Source organism: Acidovorax sp. Root568 (genome assembly GCF_001427445.1).
In the GTDB taxonomy this organism is placed as follows: Bacteria; Pseudomonadota; Gammaproteobacteria; order Burkholderiales; family Burkholderiaceae_C; genus Acidovorax; species Acidovorax delafieldii.
Genome location: NZ_LMGP01000010.1, coordinates 278,018 through 292,698 on the forward strand (window position 1 = coordinate 278,018; position 14,681 = coordinate 292,698).

The 14,681-nt window shown below is 59.7% G+C and carries 21 protein-coding genes; 15 read left to right on the forward strand and 6 right to left on the reverse strand.

Going from position 1 to position 14,681, the window contains the following annotated elements; all coding sequences use genetic code 11:
* Positions 1-10: 10 nt before the first annotated feature.
* Genes ASD75_RS07845 through ASD75_RS07890 form a run of 10 tightly spaced genes read left to right on the forward strand, consistent with a single transcriptional unit; the run spans position 11 to position 5,027 of the window.
* Entirely contained in the window at positions 11-925 is a 915-nt protein-coding gene (locus tag ASD75_RS07845) for a hypothetical protein (protein WP_056744528.1), read from the forward strand.
* Positions 925-1,599 (forward strand): hypothetical protein, encoded by a 675-nt coding sequence (locus ASD75_RS07850; protein ID WP_056744530.1) that lies wholly within the window; start codon positions 925-927, stop codon positions 1,597-1,599. Before ASD75_RS07845 ends, ASD75_RS07850 begins: the two co-directional genes overlap by 1 nt.
* Before the next feature lie 24 nt (positions 1,600-1,623).
* Positions 1,624-2,061 (forward strand): hypothetical protein, encoded by a 438-nt coding sequence (locus tag ASD75_RS07855; protein ID WP_056744532.1) that lies wholly within the window; start codon positions 1,624-1,626, stop codon positions 2,059-2,061.
* Complete coding sequence (locus ASD75_RS07860; RefSeq protein WP_056744533.1) at positions 2,061-2,534, forward strand: hypothetical protein; 474 nt, start codon at positions 2,061-2,063, stop codon at positions 2,532-2,534. Before ASD75_RS07855 ends, ASD75_RS07860 begins: the two co-directional genes overlap by 1 nt.
* Positions 2,531-3,163 (forward strand): hypothetical protein, encoded by a 633-nt coding sequence (locus ASD75_RS07865; RefSeq protein WP_056744535.1) that lies wholly within the window; start codon positions 2,531-2,533, stop codon positions 3,161-3,163. Before ASD75_RS07860 ends, ASD75_RS07865 begins: the two co-directional genes overlap by 4 nt.
* A 13-nt stretch (positions 3,164-3,176) precedes the next feature.
* Complete coding sequence (locus ASD75_RS07870) at positions 3,177-3,599, forward strand: hypothetical protein (RefSeq protein ID WP_056744537.1); 423 nt, start codon at positions 3,177-3,179, stop codon at positions 3,597-3,599.
* Positions 3,596-3,895 (forward strand): hypothetical protein, encoded by a 300-nt coding sequence (locus ASD75_RS07875; protein WP_056744538.1) that lies wholly within the window; start codon positions 3,596-3,598, stop codon positions 3,893-3,895. The genes ASD75_RS07870 and ASD75_RS07875 overlap by 4 nt, the downstream gene beginning before the upstream one ends.
* Before the next feature lie 6 nt (positions 3,896-3,901).
* Entirely contained in the window at positions 3,902-4,360 is a 459-nt protein-coding gene (locus tag ASD75_RS07880; RefSeq protein ID WP_056744540.1) for a D-Ala-D-Ala carboxypeptidase family metallohydrolase, read from the forward strand.
* Positions 4,357-4,719, forward strand: coding sequence for a hypothetical protein (locus ASD75_RS07885; protein WP_056744542.1), 363 nt, complete (start codon positions 4,357-4,359; stop codon positions 4,717-4,719). The genes ASD75_RS07880 and ASD75_RS07885 overlap by 4 nt, the downstream gene beginning before the upstream one ends.
* Entirely contained in the window at positions 4,716-5,027 is a 312-nt protein-coding gene (locus ASD75_RS07890) for a hypothetical protein (RefSeq protein ID WP_056744544.1), read from the forward strand. The genes ASD75_RS07885 and ASD75_RS07890 overlap by 4 nt, the downstream gene beginning before the upstream one ends.
* A gap of 303 nt (positions 5,028-5,330) precedes the next feature.
* Here the strand turns inward: ASD75_RS07890 and ASD75_RS23660 are convergent, their stop codons facing one another.
* Both ASD75_RS23660 and ASD75_RS23665 read right to left on the reverse strand, forming a co-directional pair.
* Positions 5,331-6,293, reverse strand: a complete 963-nt coding sequence (locus ASD75_RS23660; protein ID WP_156400968.1) for a hypothetical protein — start codon at positions 6,291-6,293, stop codon at positions 5,331-5,333.
* 29 nt (positions 6,294-6,322) lie between these two features.
* Entirely contained in the window at positions 6,323-6,775 is a 453-nt protein-coding gene (locus ASD75_RS23665) for a hypothetical protein (RefSeq protein WP_156400969.1), read from the reverse strand.
* Between the two features lie 19 nt (positions 6,776-6,794).
* Here ASD75_RS23665 and ASD75_RS07900 point away from each other — a divergent pair, with 19 nt between their 5' ends.
* On the forward strand, positions 6,795-7,313 hold the full coding sequence (locus tag ASD75_RS07900; protein WP_156400970.1) for a hypothetical protein: 519 nt from the start codon (positions 6,795-6,797) through the stop codon (positions 7,311-7,313).
* On the opposite strand, the gene ASD75_RS07905 is transcribed toward ASD75_RS07900, so the two are convergent.
* Both ASD75_RS07905 and ASD75_RS07910 read right to left on the reverse strand, forming a co-directional pair.
* The gene (locus tag ASD75_RS07905; RefSeq protein ID WP_056744549.1) at positions 7,310-7,522 is read right to left on the reverse strand and encodes a hypothetical protein; all 213 of its coding nucleotides are present in this window, start codon (positions 7,520-7,522) and stop codon (positions 7,310-7,312) included. The genes ASD75_RS07900 and ASD75_RS07905 overlap by 4 nt on opposite strands.
* Entirely contained in the window at positions 7,519-7,923 is a 405-nt protein-coding gene (locus tag ASD75_RS07910; protein WP_056744551.1) for a hypothetical protein, read from the reverse strand. Before ASD75_RS07910 ends, ASD75_RS07905 begins: the two co-directional genes overlap by 4 nt.
* Positions 7,924-8,020: 97 nt before the next feature.
* Here ASD75_RS07910 and ASD75_RS07915 point away from each other — a divergent pair, with 97 nt between their 5' ends.
* Positions 8,021-8,677: an SOS response-associated peptidase gene (locus ASD75_RS07915; RefSeq protein WP_369817475.1), complete on the forward strand. Its 657-nt coding sequence runs from the start codon at positions 8,021-8,023 to the stop codon at positions 8,675-8,677.
* A gap of 947 nt (positions 8,678-9,624) precedes the next feature.
* Here ASD75_RS07915 and ASD75_RS23670 read toward each other — a convergent pair.
* Positions 9,625-10,668, reverse strand: coding sequence for a hypothetical protein (locus ASD75_RS23670; protein ID WP_162251087.1), 1,044 nt, complete (start codon positions 10,666-10,668; stop codon positions 9,625-9,627).
* A gap of 459 nt (positions 10,669-11,127) precedes the next feature.
* Between ASD75_RS23670 and ASD75_RS23260 the strand changes: the two genes are divergently transcribed.
* A complete protein-coding gene (locus ASD75_RS23260) occupies positions 11,128-11,364 on the forward strand; it encodes a hypothetical protein (RefSeq protein WP_082564945.1) in 237 nt (78 codons plus the stop codon).
* Between the two features lie 282 nt (positions 11,365-11,646).
* On the opposite strand, the gene ASD75_RS07920 is transcribed toward ASD75_RS23260, so the two are convergent.
* Positions 11,647-12,081: a thermonuclease family protein gene (locus tag ASD75_RS07920; protein ID WP_235511573.1), complete on the reverse strand. Its 435-nt coding sequence runs from the start codon at positions 12,079-12,081 to the stop codon at positions 11,647-11,649.
* Positions 12,082-12,422: 341 nt separating this feature from the next.
* Here ASD75_RS07920 and ASD75_RS07925 point away from each other — a divergent pair, with 341 nt between their 5' ends.
* Both ASD75_RS07925 and ASD75_RS07930 read left to right on the forward strand, forming a co-directional pair.
* Complete coding sequence (locus ASD75_RS07925; RefSeq protein WP_200947576.1) at positions 12,423-13,316, forward strand: sulfurtransferase; 894 nt, start codon at positions 12,423-12,425, stop codon at positions 13,314-13,316.
* Between the two features lie 125 nt (positions 13,317-13,441).
* The gene (locus ASD75_RS07930; protein ID WP_056744559.1) at positions 13,442-14,665 is read left to right on the forward strand and encodes a YeeE/YedE family protein; all 1,224 of its coding nucleotides are present in this window, start codon (positions 13,442-13,444) and stop codon (positions 14,663-14,665) included.
* Positions 14,666-14,681: the final 16 nt, after the last annotated feature.

The following is a 14,681-nucleotide window of genomic DNA, read 5'->3' on the forward strand; positions in this document are numbered from 1 at the left end:
AGCAAATCGAATGAGTCAGTTCTTGATCCTCAAAGCCCTTGAGGTGACCGACACCATGCTGTTCTCCAGCACAGTGGCCGAGACGGAATACTCCGCCTGGGCCGCTGGCACCACATACGCCGCTGGGGCGATGGTGCAGGTGCTGTCCACCCACAGCGTGTATGAGAGCCAGGTGGCTGGCAACGTGGGGGCGGACCCTACGACCAACCCCGACAAGTGGGTGCGTGTGCGGGCCACCAATCGGTGGCGCTGCTTTGACAAAAGCAACTCCAGCCGCACCACGCAGGCCTCTGGCATCAGCTACGTGTTTGCGCCCGGTGTTGCAGTGCCCATGGTGGCTGCGCTCAACCTGGTCAACTGCACGTCCATCCGCGTGCGGCTGATCGATCCGACCTACGGCACGGTGTATGACAAAACCTTGTACCCCGGCCCGTTGCCGATCCAGCCCGATCCCTGGGAATGGGCTTTTGGCGAGTGGTCCGGTGGGCAGTCGATCACGCTGTGGACCGACTTGCCCAGCTTCCGCAACGCCAAGCTGCATGTGGACCTGGTGGGCGGCCCGGCGCTTGCGTTGGGGCTGCTCATGTTTGGCGCGCCGCGCGCCTGGGGCGATGCGGGCGGTGTGGATGGCGGCGTGCGCGTCGGCCGCCAGATCTACAGCACCCGCGAGGCCAACAAGTACGGCGACCTCACTTTGGTCAAGCGCCCTTCGGCCAAGCGCTCCAGCTTCGAGCTGCGGTTGCGCAAGTCCGAGGTGGACCCGCTGCTCGACTTCCTGGATGAAATCGACGCCGACATCTGCCTGTACGTGGTCTCGCGCGACTACGAATCGCTGGTGATCGTCGGCATTTTTGAGAACGCGGACGTGGTGCTGGACCGGCCCACGTTCTCGGCCCTTTCCATTGAACTACTGGGGACTATCTGATGCCAGATCCAACCATCACCACGCTGCCCGCAGCGCCTGCGCCCACGGATGACCGGGCCACGTTTTCTGCGAAGTCGTTCAACTTCTTCGCGGCGCTGGCCACCTTCATCACGGAGGTCAACGCCATCGTTGTATGGATTGCCGCCCAGGTCACAGGCATCGCCAGCAACGCAGCCACAGCGTTGGCTGCGCGGCTTGATGCGATTGCCGCTGCCACAGCAGCGTCCATGCATGCCAACGCTACCAAGTGGGTCAGCGGTACGGCTTACGCGGACGGGCAGATCGTGTGGTCGCCCACCACTTACCTCACCTATCGGCGCATGGGCGCCGGGGCGGGGGCGACCGATCCCGCAGCCGACACTGTGAACTGGTTGCTTGTGGACCGATCCCCTGTAGGCGCGCTTTTGCCTGTATCTGCCAGTGTTACGGCAGTGCCCTTTGCAACGTATGCCATGCCGTCTGCCGGGGCGTACATCGTCACGTTGCCGCCGACACCAGCTCCAGGCGATTGGGTGGGATTTGTCCCGCCAGGCGCTGCTGTGACCGGCCAAAAAGTGGCGCGGAACGGCAAAAACATCATGGACAAAGCCGAAGACATGGACATCGACGTGGACACCTTGCCCTTCCGGCTTGTGTACCTCAACACCACACGCGGCTGGGTAATGACTGCCTAACCCGCAACAGAAAGGAAAAGAGCAATGAGCGCAGCATCTGACTTCATGGGCGGCGGCGGCAAGCTGTGGGTTTCCGGCGTCACTTACAAGCAGGGCCAGGTAGTGATGAGCCCGGCCGACAACTACCAGGCCTACGTGCGTGTGACCGCAGCTGGGTCTGGAGCCACAGACCCGTCATCAGACACCACCAACTACCGGCCATTTGGTGGCCGTGCGCTCAAGTCACTCCAGCGTGGCGTCATCACCATCGGTGCTAGCGCGACATCCGCCACGGCAACCATTTCTGCCGTCGTGACTGGTAAATCGAAGTTGACCTGGCTGGGTGGCCTCGGGATTGTCAACACCAGCGAAGCTGGTATCCCGCGTATCGACCTCACCAACAGCACAACGATCACCGCCACTACGCGCGGAGCCGCAGCCACTAACACGCAAGTTGGCTGGCAACTTGAGGAGTTCTACTGATGCCTTACTACATCGAGATCAACGAAGCCGGAATCGTCACGGCACACACCGAGACCTCGGGCGCCATCGAAGGCCCCGGCATTGTGGAGGTGCCCGACTTTGACCCGTCGCGCTTGGGCAAGCTGTACGACCCGCAGGCCAGCCAGGAGGCAGGTACGCCCCAGCTTGTGGACATGCCGCCCCCGCCCGAGCAGCGCCGCATCACCCTGGGCGCGCTGCAAAAGCGCATCGGCCCCATGCGCGTGTTTGCCATCGACACCAGCACGCACCCCGTGTGCGTTGCCCTGCGCAGCTACCTGAGCCGCCTCACGTTCATCGACCTGGACGACCCCGACCTGCCGCCCATGCTGGGCATGCTGGTGGCTGCAGAGCAGCCGGCAGCCAATCCGGTGTTTCCGGGCTCTGGCCCGGTGACGGAGGCAGACGTGGCCCAGATCATTGGCGCCCCGGTGGCGCCCGAAGAGCGACCATGAAGCGCATCCGCACCTTCCTGCAGAACCCGCCGCTGGCGGGTTTTTTTATGGCCGCTTGCCTGGCGCTGGCGGCGTGTGGCGGTGGTGGCTCTGGTGGGGCATCGCCTGAGCCCGTGACGGTGGATCTGTACGGCGACAGCATCCCCGCAGGCTACGGGGTGGCAGTCACGCCCCTGGAGCGCATCCGGGCGATGCGGCCGCAGTGGCAGGTGGTGGACCACGCAGCCAACGGCACCCGCCTCAAAGACCTGATGCCGGGCTTTGCCACCGCGCCGCGCACGGGCCGCTACGTGGTGCTGCAGCCGGGCTTTGTGGACGCCTACCGGGCCACCGAGGGCTACGAGCTGGATCTGCGCGCAGCCATCGACCAGGTGCAGCGCGAGGGCAGGGTGCCGGTGCTTACCGGCATCGTGGGCACACCCAGCCCGCCACCGCTGGCGGCTCAACACAACGCCATCACCCACGCCCTGGCCAGGGAGTACGGCCTGCAACACGCGGGGTGGGGCGAGGACTACCGCGACGGCGACACAACCGCCGATGGCATCCACCGCACGCAAGAGGCCAGCGACCGCCTGGCCGCGCTGCTGGTGGCGGCGATCGACCGGGCGGCAGAACAAAAACAACGATGAATGAGGGATGCCAATGCCTGAACCAACCACCACCGCCGCCGGTGTGCTCACAGTGGCCACCGCCACCGCCGCCAGCACCATGATCACCGCGTTTGGTGTGTCACTGGGCCTGCGTGTGGATGTGCTGATCGCTGGCTTTGCTGGTGCGCTGGTGGCCATCATCCTGCTCAACGCCGTGCCCGGCAGCAGCGACACCTGGCGCGAGCTGCTGCGCACCACCGTGCGCCGCATGTTCGTCGCTTTTGCCAGCAGCCTGACAGCGGGTTACCTGGCGCCGCTGACCTTGCTGGTCCACCAGCTGCAAGACCCGGCGCTGATGGGAGTCGCGTTTGCTGTGGGCGGTGGCGCGCAGCAGGTGCTGGTGTTCTTCATCAAGCGCTTTAGCGGGCAGGTGCAAACCGTGCCACAGGTGCCGGGGGGAGGGGCCACACCATGACCATCACCCTGTCTGCCGTCACCGCGCTGGGCCTGGTGCACTGGCTGTCGGGCGTCATCGTCCTAGCCGAAGCCCTGAACAAGCTGGAGCGCACTGCGCCCTGCAGGCGTGGCCTTGCGCCGCGCGAGCGCGCCACCGAATGGCTCAAGGCCATCGCCTGGGGCCTGCTGGCCACCGGCGGTGCCGGGGCCTTCATCACGCCACTTCTACCGCTGGAGACACCCACGCTGCAGGATGCCTGCGTACTGCTGGGCTTCGCGGTGCTCATCGTTCGTACACGCGTCAAAGAAGGGTAGCAACCCATGCAGCTCACACAACATTTCACCCTGGCCGAGCTGACGGCCAGCAGCAAGGCCCGCCAGCTCGGGCTGGACAACACGCCCCCGCCCGAGATCCTGCCGCGCCTGGTGCTCACGGCCGAGATGCTGGAGCGCATCCGCAGTACGCTGAATGCGCCCATCACCGTGACCAGCGGCTACCGTGGGCGCCAGCTCAACGCGGCCGTGGGCGGAGTTACCAGCAGCGACCACACCCAAGGCCACGCGGCCGACATCGTGGCGCCTGGCTACGGTACACCGTACCAGATCGCCCGCAGCCTGGCGCCGCTGGTGTCGGTGCTGGGCATCGGCCAGCTGATCCTGGAGGGCGTGAAGGGCAAGCAGTGGGTTCACGTCAGCACCCGAGTGCCCGACAAGGCCTCCAACCGCGTGATAACCATCACCGACCAGGGCGCCCAGCTGGGCATTCAGGAGTTGCCATGATTCCGCTGCCCACGATCACGCCCATGATGGTTGTGCTTGCGATCAGCCTTGCAGCCAACGCTGGCTTGGGCTGGGCCTACCTTGGCCAGCGCGACGAAACCACGGCCGCCGCTGGCCAGCGCGACCAGGCGCGCGCAGATGCCACTGCCTGCAGCGATGCGGCGCAGGATCTGCGCGAGCTGGCAGACAAGCGCAAGGCAGCAGCTGCACCAGCCCGCGCGGCCGCAGCGTCCACCGCGCAGGGCCTGCAGCAGCGCGCGGACTACACCCTGGGCCTGCAGCCCAAGGTGCCGGGCGATATGTGCGCCAGCATGCAGGCGCTGGGCGATGAATGGCTGCAGGGGAGGGCGGTGAAATGAGTGGAACATTTTGGAACGCGCTGGAACATCGGGCGGTGCGTTTTGTACCAACGCTGGCCGCAGCCTTGGTGGGCGCGGGTTGCGCTGGAACACCACAGTACACACGTGTGAACGTGCCCGTTCCAGTGGAGTGCAAGGAGGTGGTGCCCGACCGGCCCGCCATGCCCACCGAGTCGCTGGCCACCGGTGCAGCCCCGTGGGTGCTGCTGCGTGCCGCCCTGTCCGAGATCGACCGCCGCGAGGCCTACGAAATCAAGATGCGCGCCGCGTTGGCGGCGTGTACTGCGCCACTTGTGGCTGGGCCGTGACACAGCAGGGCTGCGTGTTACTTGACATCAGGTGCGCTCGCACTGTGCGCGCGCTTACCGCTATTCAAAGGCTGCGCGTGAAACATCACATATTTGATTTATCGCGGTTTGCTTCCTCAATGTACTTGCAGGTCGGAAATTTCTGGATCGTGATGAAGTGATTAAATTCTATTTGCCGATTCAATTATTCACTTATATGTCCAACGCAAATGGCATGCAATCCTGATGAGAGATGTCGCGGCTCTGTGTGCTTGCGATTCGCTGGGTAATCAGCGGGGGGCGAATTACTATCGAGTGTGCCGATTATTCAACATGTTCCTCAAGCATGAAATCCTCCCTGAGGATAAGTGTTGGTCCGGGCTGAAAGACTACGTACTCCACTCCGGGCATTTCCTTTATCTCTAGTGGTTTGATCAGGCCTAATGTGGAAAATTCAATTGCCTCCGTGTTTGTTTTAAGAATATCGAACGCAAATTTCACGTTGGTTGGGCGATCCTGAAATGCTGGGAATGCAGCTTTTACACAGAGTTTTCCAAAATTCATCAACTCATGTGAATTTTTTGTTGTAATCTCTTGTTGCGCCTGCTCACTTGATATTTCGCAAGTTGCAATAAATCCAGTGTCAATTTTGTACTGGGTGTTATGCATGTGCATCATTGTGCACAAACAAATTTTTGCACTCTGTCGTTGAATTGCATTCTCGTCAATAGTAAAGCCATTGATCTTAAGTACATTGATCAGATCTCTAATCAGAGTCTCTTCGGTTATTGCGGGGGCCACTACAATTCTGCCGAGAAGTAACTCCAAGAGTTCAATCTTTAATTTTGGCAAATTGATTGCAAATGGCTTTACGGAAGCAGTGCTTTTGTCAATTTTAAAGTTCTGTTCAATCCAGTCCCCAAATCGTTGATGATCAGTGTTGAATTTGCTTTTTAACGTATAGGCATCAATATTTTTTACCTGTGCTTTCAGAAGGCTCTTGATCCATGATGGGAATGGTTTGGAAATGTCGAGATTTTTTTTTGCGTATGTGTACTCTATATAAAATCGAAAAGAAAGAAATACATCCCTGATGTGAGAATTTGTTAGTCCGGAATCGCGACCTTCGTTGTGAGCAATGAGATCCGCCGCATCTCGAAATACGTGGTTCCCCCTTGAGAATGCTCGCAATTTCATGAATAAACTGTCAATTTCGAGGGGTGTGAATTTTCCGGCTTGAATGTTGTTTATTATTATCTGCGATTGAATTTTGTCTGCGTATTTCATTTGATGCTTTGTTTGGGCGGTGTGGGTGATCAGATGGGAATATTGATTGCTTTTGCGCTTTCGGCTTTGGGCGATACCATCGCTACTCGAATGAATCCTGTTGCGCAGTAGAGAAAGCGATTGCAGGTGTGATAGTAGAGACAGCCGTTTTTATAGTGGTCGAGGTATTCCATACTTGACACGGGTGATGGCATTGAAAACCCAGAGTTAGCAGACACCGGCTTCCTGCCGTCGCACTGAATGGGGGCCATGTTCGAAGCGTTAGCTGGAAAGATTCGCTGGATCAAACGCGAGGGGATGAATTCCCTCTGATGCCCCTTGATAAGCTCCAGCGAGATTGCATGGCTATAGACCGCGCGCCATTCCTTGGAGGTTGACCGCCAGCAGGTGAATTCTGATGGCAGTGCATGCGCGTGCGCATGCACAACAATGCGCCCACCCTGTCCCCGGCCGCTTATCGACTGATGCAACAATCGGCGCATTGCTTCTGGGAGGGTTTGTGTGGCAGATTTAGCAACAGCGATTCTTGGCGCCTCGGCGACGGTGGCAGCTGTGTACTTAACTCAATTCGTTGGAGATAGTTACAAGCGATTCCGTGATGGATCAGCGCTTGCTGCTGGCATTTTGGGAGAGCTTCGCACTTATGAGGCTAACAAGTCGGAGTTCGAGCAGGGTATTGCTGCGTGGATTCTGGCAATCGACAATGGGTCAAGGGACCAGCTAATTTTTAGGTTTGGTAAGTCTCCGGCCCCTGCGTACTTTGGTGTTGTGGTGGACAAGATCGGGCTTCTGGGGCATGAGTTGGTAGAAGATGTTGTCTATGTCTACGCCAAAGTGACGGCATTTGAAGGCGCTATAGAGATCATTTGTGAGCATCACAAAGAGATGAGCGATGCGGAGCTGCGCTTGCGGGCTGTGAATTTGGTGAAATTGATTGATGAGGCTTGGGATCGGGGCCGGGCATTGTTGCCACGTCTGGAGGCGCGCTGCAATGCATCGTTTGGACCGTTTGGCTTTTAAAACGGCGCTGGCGACTCCACTACCTCCACCGGCCCAATCCCTCGGTACAGCACCTCGCCCGTGTGCTTCACGGTCACCGTCCAGCGGTCGGGCTCTACCTGCTCAACCTTATAGGCTGCAGCCTCCAGCGGCAGCACCAACTCATCGGGCATGCCACCGTACCAGGTCGGCGTGCGCAGCAGGGTAGGGTAGAGGATAGGGCTGCTCATGGTGCTGGCTCCACTGATACGGGGCCACGCCCCCGGTAGACGACGCGGTGCGGGCTGGTGGCTGTCGAGGTCACAGTCCAGACGTCATCCAACTCGCTGATCTGGTACAGCGCTGCTTCATGGGGCAGGGGCACGAACTCAGCCTCCTGCGGCACGGTCTTCGGTCGATTCAGTCGGGATAGGCGCACGGGCCCATTCCCCACACTTCGGGACACAAGGTCGATGTTGGCCTGATCGATCTCGCAGGGTTGGTCCCGGATGAGGAACTCTTCCCTTGTGTTGTCCAGACGCACTGCCTCTGGGCTTTCCTTGCGGACCCGTTCCTCTGTCATCTTGATGCTCGACGTGACCATGCGGCCGCCCCACTTGTACCGCCATGAGTAGCGGATCTCGATTCTCATGATGTTCTCCAAACACTGTTAAAGCATACAGTGTTTTGCAAGCTGGGTGTACAGTGGTGGTATGTGCAACCGCTACACACCGCCAGCGATGGCTGAGATGGAACGCGAGTGGGCTATTGGCAGCCGCAATCCCGTCCGATGGTGGGACACAACACTATTCCTACGTGGTCAAGGCCCCTTCATTCGCAGGGGGAGGGATGACGTGGGCTACAGCCGCGAGTTGGTCGTGGGCCAGTGGGGTCTGATCCCGTGGTTCGCCAAAGAGGCGAAACTGGCGTACCAGACCAACAACGCCAGGTCGGAAGAGCTGGCAGCCAAGGCCAGCTTCAAGATGCCCTGGGCGCGTGGGCAGCGGTGCATCATCCCCGCAGACACGTTTGATGAGCCTTACTGGGGCCCCTACGACGCCCCGTTCAAGAAATGCGAGTGGTGGCGGTTCCGTCGCGCCGATGGCCACCCCTGGGGGCTGGCCGGACTTTGGAACACTTGGACCGACAAGGCCACAGGCGAGGTGCACGAGAGCTACACGATGCTGACCATCAATGCTGATGGCCACCCGCTCATGGGGCGCATGCACAAGAACGAACTGGACCCCAAGACCAAAAAGCCGCTGCCACTGGAAGACCAGGACAAACGCAGCGTGATCCCTATCGAGCTGGTGGACGTGGACATTTGGCTGACCGGTACTCAGCAAGAAGCGGCGGCGCTGATTCGGGTTCCGGCGGTTGAGCTGTTCAACGCTGCGCCAGCATGAAAAGCCACCGTAGGTGGCCGGTGGGGCTAACACAAAGTGCCGCAAAAGCAAGCCCGCACAGATCCGGGGCAGTTCCTGCGATGAGATTGAATTCTGAAATCCACGGTCGCTTCAGACCGAGGAGTTTAAGTAGCCATGCACCAAAAGTGGGCAACGATTGCTCACATCTTCGCCGCGACAACTCGTCAAGAATCTCACGCTCCGAGACATGTCCAAGGGAGATGTGTATGCCATTTGAGTACCTGCGGGAGATCGCTGAAGCCTCCTTACCACTTACCGTGGAGGATGAAGCAAGCATCGACAAGCTCCGCGTATTGCGGGCTGCAGAATTGGTAACCGTCCTGCTGCCGCACCCACACTCGGAAAGGCAATACGCACGCGTTTTGGCGATTACCTCCAGAGGTCGCCAAGTGCTTGCCACTCAGTGCGAGCCGCTAGGGTCCGATGGGACGTTCACGAGGGCCTCCTAGCCACGCTCTGGAATCATGGCTGGGAGCTCTGCTCAAATTCTCGGCGGCTTACCTACCGGGTCGTCGTCCTCGTTCTCCACTTCGCCTTGGTAGGGATCTGGCACTGAACCATTGGGGAGCTGTGGTTGCGGCGGCAGGGTTGGCGGCTCGGTGCTGGGCGGCAGATCGCCTGGCGGGAGGGGGAATTGCTCGGGGACTTTGTGAGCTGGGTGTTCGTTCGGATCTGTGGCCATGGAGCGCTCCTTGTGCATGAGTCGATTGAGCGCGGCGCGCCACCCCAGTCACGTAGGAGATCAACCCAAAAGAAAGCCCGCTCAAAGCTGGCCAAGGACACTGCAGAGTTCTTGGCGTACGGCTGTAAGGCGCTTCATCCCCGCCACGAAGGCATAGCGAGATGACGGCTGCCTCTACCTCTTTGCAAGGCCGGGGCAGCCGCAGCAATTCTTGCTTACGTCGTCTCAGAATGTGTTGGCACGTTCAAGGAGTGGTACGAAACACGTTCGCGGCATAAATTGACATCCCAACGATCCCGGGTCCTTCAATTTCAGGACCCCAGAGAGCAGATGAAAGACCGTAGGCGGATGGATCTGCCGAGAATAGCGGTCTTTTTTGACGGACATCTTGCAATATCCTGGCGAACTGAGTTTTATCTATACAGGCGCCCCAGTGTTTTGGCGAAGAGGAATAACTTGCTGCCTTTGAGGGCACCTTCGTATAGCCTTCCAGCACCGCTCCATAGCCTGAAATGGGGCTTGAATATCGACTCAATAGGTTTGGGGAATTTTGCGATTGGAAGAAAGTAATCGCAATTGGAGCGCCGGTATCCGAAGTCTTGTCGATCATAACGCCTTCAGTCATCGTGTTGGATTGACTTGTATCAAGCATCATGATGTTCAGAAAGAAGAACCGATCGGTTCCTAATTCGTCAAAGGCGAAGGTCATTAATGCTTGCGATTTTGACCCTTCCCAGCTATGAAGGTCAATATAACCATTTACACATAATTGGCTGGTTGTATCGTTTTGCGTCCAAATTGTTCGCTTAGGGGAGAAAAAGCGAACGAATTGCTGGGCAGAGGTAAGCGCCGGGTTGGGTGGAGTCAGGTTGTATGTGTTCAAGAACATCCCAACCCGTCCAGCATCCAGCTGAAATACGTTGTTGCCGTACGAAGGGATATTTCCGTTATAGCCTAAGCCGGACTGAGATTGATTACTGCGGTCAGCAGGATCCAGTCCGGTCCATGCGTAGCCGCTCCAGATATTAGGAGAAAACTGTGTGAAAGTCGAGCCGACAGCCGTATTTGCGATATTGACGGCATTAAAAAATGCCTTCCCGTTTGAGGGAAAAGATACTGGGCCGGTGTGCGTGAGTATGGGATTAAAACCGGAGGAAATCGGTTCGATGGTGCTTGGGTCCATCGTGTAATAGAATTCAGCAATATTCCATGCTGAAGCGTTACTTGCACAGAGCGACACAAGAGCCGACGCGATAGCGATTTTTAAATGTTTCACTGGTTCTCCCATGGAAAATATGAAAAAACATTACAACATGCGCGCTTCAGTAATATTTATCTCCATGTGTTTCACTTGTGATTGTCTGTCACGTGAAAAATCTGAGTGGTAGTAGCTGTACGGTGGCCAGCCCAACCTCATGGGAGCACGCATAGCACCCTGAATGAAGTGCCCGTTCAGCCATCCATTCCCGTCAGGGCAAGGGCATGGTGCTGGGGCATTCGGAGCCATGATCGGTATTGCCATAGCTCTGTGGGGCAGGCTGGTTCACAAGTACACATGAAGAAGCCATCCGAAGGGGCGGGCCAACGGCTGGATCGAAGGCCATTGCCAGCTCGGTGGGGCGGCTGGTGGCCCTCTCTTGATCTGCCGCAATCCATTGCTCTCAGGCTGGCGCAAATTCCCTTGTGCAGCAACACCGCGTCGTGCACCATTTCCGTGCGCTGCTGTTGGCGCGGAGGGAATGACGATATGAAGAAGACTCTGATCCTGGTCGCGGCATTGGCCGTTTGTTCGTTGGCCGTAGCAAAGGGGGGCGGCGGAGGACACAGTTCTGGCGGCAGCCACAGCGTTGCAGGACACACGACAAAGAACGGCACCTACGTTCCTCCGCACCATGCGACCAACCCAGACAACACCAAGTCCAACAATTGGAGTCAGAAGGGAAACGTGAATCCATACACGGGTAAGGAAGGCACGAAGCAATGAAACGCCGCCTTCTCGGTGCAGCGCTGATTGCCGGTCTTGCAGGATTGGTCGCGAATGATGCTCAAGCCCGGGGACGTCGCAGTGGCGGTGGCTCCAGGTCGCACTCAAGCGGGGGAGGTAGTCGCGGTGGCTGCGGCTCGCGTGGCGGCCCAGGCTACCGCAAGGCCAATGGGAAGTGTGCTGGCCACAAGGACTGAGGGTTTCGCTACTGGTGGCGCCCCCTGGGGCCTGACTATCCCCAGGATCATCCGCCCAAGAAAAGAGCCACCCGTAGGTGGCTAATCATTTTTGAAGCTTCCGCCAGTCCCAAGGTGGGATGGCCTCAGCCGTCCACAGCCCGCGCCCCGATTCCCGGGCCTCAGTCTCCAGCCCTCGCAGGTGCTCATACCCCTTTCCATACTTCACATAGAACCAGGCCATTCCTGAGCGCACCTGTTCGGTGGCCACGTCCTGACCTTGGCACTCCACATCGCCTACGGTGCGGCCGTACCTGTCATGGGTTCGAGGGGTGATGGTGGCGACATGCTCAAAGCAGAGCTTCGCCAGGTGCTGGCGCGACACCTGACCGAAGGCTTGGCGCTTCTCGGGGGCGTCAATGGCGCTGATGCGGACGATGACCTGCTCGTAGGCGTCTGGCTCGCCGCAGCGGACGGTCAGGGTGTCGCCATCGGTGATGGCGATGACGAGGCAGGCAATCGCGGGGACGACGAGCAACAAGTTGAAGCAAACGTTAGGTGTAGTTTGCGGTGTAGTTTTCTATTCATATGTTGGATATTCAATTGAGAGTGAATACCTACCATTGAACTACACCCGCGACGCTCCGGATTATAGGCAGCATCCGCCAGCTGTCTGGCAAGCGCTTTGTGCAAGCGTGCAAAACGCATATCCATAGCCGAACATGTTGGTTGGGTGTGATCGCGTCGGGCTCTAAATTCCTTCTACCTGCTGCACTGCGCAGGCACTTCAAAGAAAAGGAACGGATGCCAATGACAACCCAACGCACTCTCTCATCGCAATGGTCTGGACGCCGCTGGATGCGTGCCTCCTTGGCATCCTGCATGGCGCTATTCGGTGGAACTTTGCTCGCTGCCACACCCATCCCCGCCGGCCCTCTGGTCACCACCGAATGGCTGGCGCAGAACCTGGACAACCAGCAGGTGCGCGTTGTGGAGGTGAGCGTGAACCCCGGCCTGTACGAGCGCGGCCATGTGCCGGGTGCGGTCAACTTCTCGTGGCACCAGGACCTGAACGACCGGGTGCGCCGTGACATCGTGAGCAAGGAGGCGTTTGAGGCCCTGTTGTCCAAGGCGGGTGTGTCGCAAGACACCACGGTGGTGCTGTACGGCGACACCAACAACTGGTTTGCTGCCTGGGGTGCGTGGGTGTTTGACATCTATGGTGTCAAGAACGTGAAGCTGCTCGACGGCGGCCGCAAGAAGTGGGAGGCGGAAAACCAGCCGCTGAACAACCGCGTACCGGATGTGGCAGCCACCAGCTACAAGGTGACCAAGGTGAATACCGACCTGCGCGCCCGCCTGTCGGACGCACTGGCAGCCGCCGAAGGCAAGAGCAACGCGAAGCTGGTGGACATCCGCTCGGCCGACGAATACTCCGGCAAGATTTTTGCCCCGGCGGGTGTGCCCGAGCTGAGTATCCGCGCCGGCCACATCCCCGGCGCGGCCAACGTGCCCTGGGGCCAGGCAGTGAAGGAAGACGGCACCTTCAAGTCGGCTGAAGACCTCAAAAAGCTCTACGCCAGCGCAGGCCTGGACGGCAGCAAGCCCATCATCACCTACTGCCGCATCGGCGAGCGCTCCAGCCACACCTGGTTTGCGCTGTCCAAGATCCTGGGCTACAGCGTGAAGAACTACGACGGCTCGTGGACGGAATACGGCAACTCGGTGGGCGTGCCCATCACCAACCCGGCGGGCACCATCTGGGCTGCGAAGTGAATGGGTTGACCGACAGAACCTTTTGGGAAGAAGGTGCAATGCAGAACAAAGAGAGTTTTTGATTTTTGGTAGGGGGTCTCCTTTACAGCCCGCCTGGTGCGGGCTTTTTTTATGGGTGCGGTGCAATGACATACAAGATCAATTTCTCTGGCGCAGGAGCCCTGGCGTCGCTCGCAGCGCTGGTGGCATTGGGTTGGGGTGCCCAGGCGGTTCAGGGCTTGCCAGGCGGGCGCACGCTCGTCTTTGCTTTGGTCACGGGTGCTGTGCTGGGGCTCGTGCTGCAGCGCTCGCGCTTTTGCTTTTACTGCCACGCGCGCGACTGGTTTGAAGACCGCAATCCGCGCGGGCTGCTGGCCATCGTGCTGGCGCTGGCGGTGGGGGTGGTGGGCTACACCGTGGTGCTGGGCAGCTGGCTGCCGGTGCCCCAGCCGGGTAAGCTGCCGCCCGACATGCACATCGGCCCCGTGAGCTGGGTGCTGGTAGCGGCTGGGCTGTCGTTTGGTACCGGCATGGTGGTGTCGGGCTCGTGCATCAGCGCGCACTGGTACCGGCTGGCCGAAGGGGCCACGGTATCGCCGTTCGCGCTGGCCGGGTCGGCACTGGGCTTCATCCTGGGTTTCAAGACCTGGAACCCCTTGTACAGCCAGAGCGTGGCCGATGCGCCCGTGGTGTGGCTGCCTGCCCACCTGGGGTATGGCGGCGCCTTGCTGGTGCAACTGGGCGGGCTGGCCCTGGTGGCTGCCTGGCTTTGGCGGGGCTTTGCGCAGGAGGCCGCCGCATCATCAGCGCCGGGTGCAGTCCCTGTCGTACCAGGACTGCGTGCCGTGTGGCGCAAACTGTGGACCGGGCGCTGGCACTACTGGGTAGGCGGGTTGGTCGTGGGTCTGATTGGCGCATTTGCCATCGTGCGCATGCGACCCCTGGGCGTGACGGCGACGCTGGGCAGCGCCGCACGCCAGTGGGCACAGGAGCAGGGCTGGATTCCAGACCGGCTCGATGGGCTCGATGGATTTGCGGGTTGCGCTACCGTGCCGCAGGCCACCTGGTTTACCCCCAATGCCGCGCTGTTGGTGGGCCTGGTGGCGGGAGCGTTCGTGGCAGCCACGGCCAGCCGCCAGTTTGTGCCGCGCTGGCCTACGTGGCGCGATGCTGTACGGGGCCTGTCGGGTGGCGTGTTCCTGGGCTGGGGGGGCGTGACCGGGCTGGGCTGCACCGTTGGCACGCTGCTGTCCGGCGGCATGGCGGGCGCGCTGTCGGGTTGGGTGTTTGGGCTGTCCGTATTTTTTGCGGTGTGGGCCGGTCTGCAGATCAAGCGGCTGTGGCTGAGCGGAGGGCCGCAACAACGCTGAGTCCACCCCGCAGTCC

Coding starts and splice junctions, on each gene's coding strand:
- ASD75_RS07925 (WP_200947576.1), top strand. CDS start 12,423: ATGGCGCTATTCGGTGGAACTTTGCTCGCTGCCACACCCATCCCCGCC.
- ASD75_RS07910 (WP_056744551.1), bottom strand. CDS start 7,923: ATGAGAATCGAGATCCGCTACTCATGGCGGTACAAGTGGGGCGGCCGC.
- ASD75_RS07905 (WP_056744549.1), bottom strand. CDS start 7,522: ATGAGCAGCCCTATCCTCTACCCTACCCTGCTGCGCACGCCGACCTGG.
- ASD75_RS23665 (WP_156400969.1), bottom strand. CDS start 6,775: ATGCGCCGATTGTTGCATCAGTCGATAAGCGGCCGGGGACAGGGTGGG.
- ASD75_RS07850 (WP_056744530.1), top strand. CDS start 925: ATGCCAGATCCAACCATCACCACGCTGCCCGCAGCGCCTGCGCCCACG.
- ASD75_RS23670 (WP_162251087.1), bottom strand. CDS start 10,668: ATGGGAGAACCAGTGAAACATTTAAAAATCGCTATCGCGTCGGCTCTT.
- ASD75_RS23260 (WP_082564945.1), top strand. CDS start 11,128: ATGAAGAAGACTCTGATCCTGGTCGCGGCATTGGCCGTTTGTTCGTTG.
- ASD75_RS07915 (WP_369817475.1), top strand. CDS start 8,021: ATGGAACGCGAGTGGGCTATTGGCAGCCGCAATCCCGTCCGATGGTGG.
- ASD75_RS07845 (WP_056744528.1), top strand. CDS start 11: ATGAGTCAGTTCTTGATCCTCAAAGCCCTTGAGGTGACCGACACCATG.
- ASD75_RS07890 (WP_056744544.1), top strand. CDS start 4,716: ATGAGTGGAACATTTTGGAACGCGCTGGAACATCGGGCGGTGCGTTTT.
- ASD75_RS23660 (WP_156400968.1), bottom strand. CDS start 6,293: ATGAAATACGCAGACAAAATTCAATCGCAGATAATAATAAACAACATT.
- ASD75_RS07870 (WP_056744537.1), top strand. CDS start 3,177: ATGCCTGAACCAACCACCACCGCCGCCGGTGTGCTCACAGTGGCCACC.
- ASD75_RS07930 (WP_056744559.1), top strand. CDS start 13,442: ATGACATACAAGATCAATTTCTCTGGCGCAGGAGCCCTGGCGTCGCTC.
- ASD75_RS07880 (WP_056744540.1), top strand. CDS start 3,902: ATGCAGCTCACACAACATTTCACCCTGGCCGAGCTGACGGCCAGCAGC.
- ASD75_RS07855 (WP_056744532.1), top strand. CDS start 1,624: ATGAGCGCAGCATCTGACTTCATGGGCGGCGGCGGCAAGCTGTGGGTT.
- ASD75_RS07885 (WP_056744542.1), top strand. CDS start 4,357: ATGATTCCGCTGCCCACGATCACGCCCATGATGGTTGTGCTTGCGATC.
- ASD75_RS07860 (WP_056744533.1), top strand. CDS start 2,061: ATGCCTTACTACATCGAGATCAACGAAGCCGGAATCGTCACGGCACAC.
- ASD75_RS07865 (WP_056744535.1), top strand. CDS start 2,531: ATGAAGCGCATCCGCACCTTCCTGCAGAACCCGCCGCTGGCGGGTTTT.
- ASD75_RS07875 (WP_056744538.1), top strand. CDS start 3,596: ATGACCATCACCCTGTCTGCCGTCACCGCGCTGGGCCTGGTGCACTGG.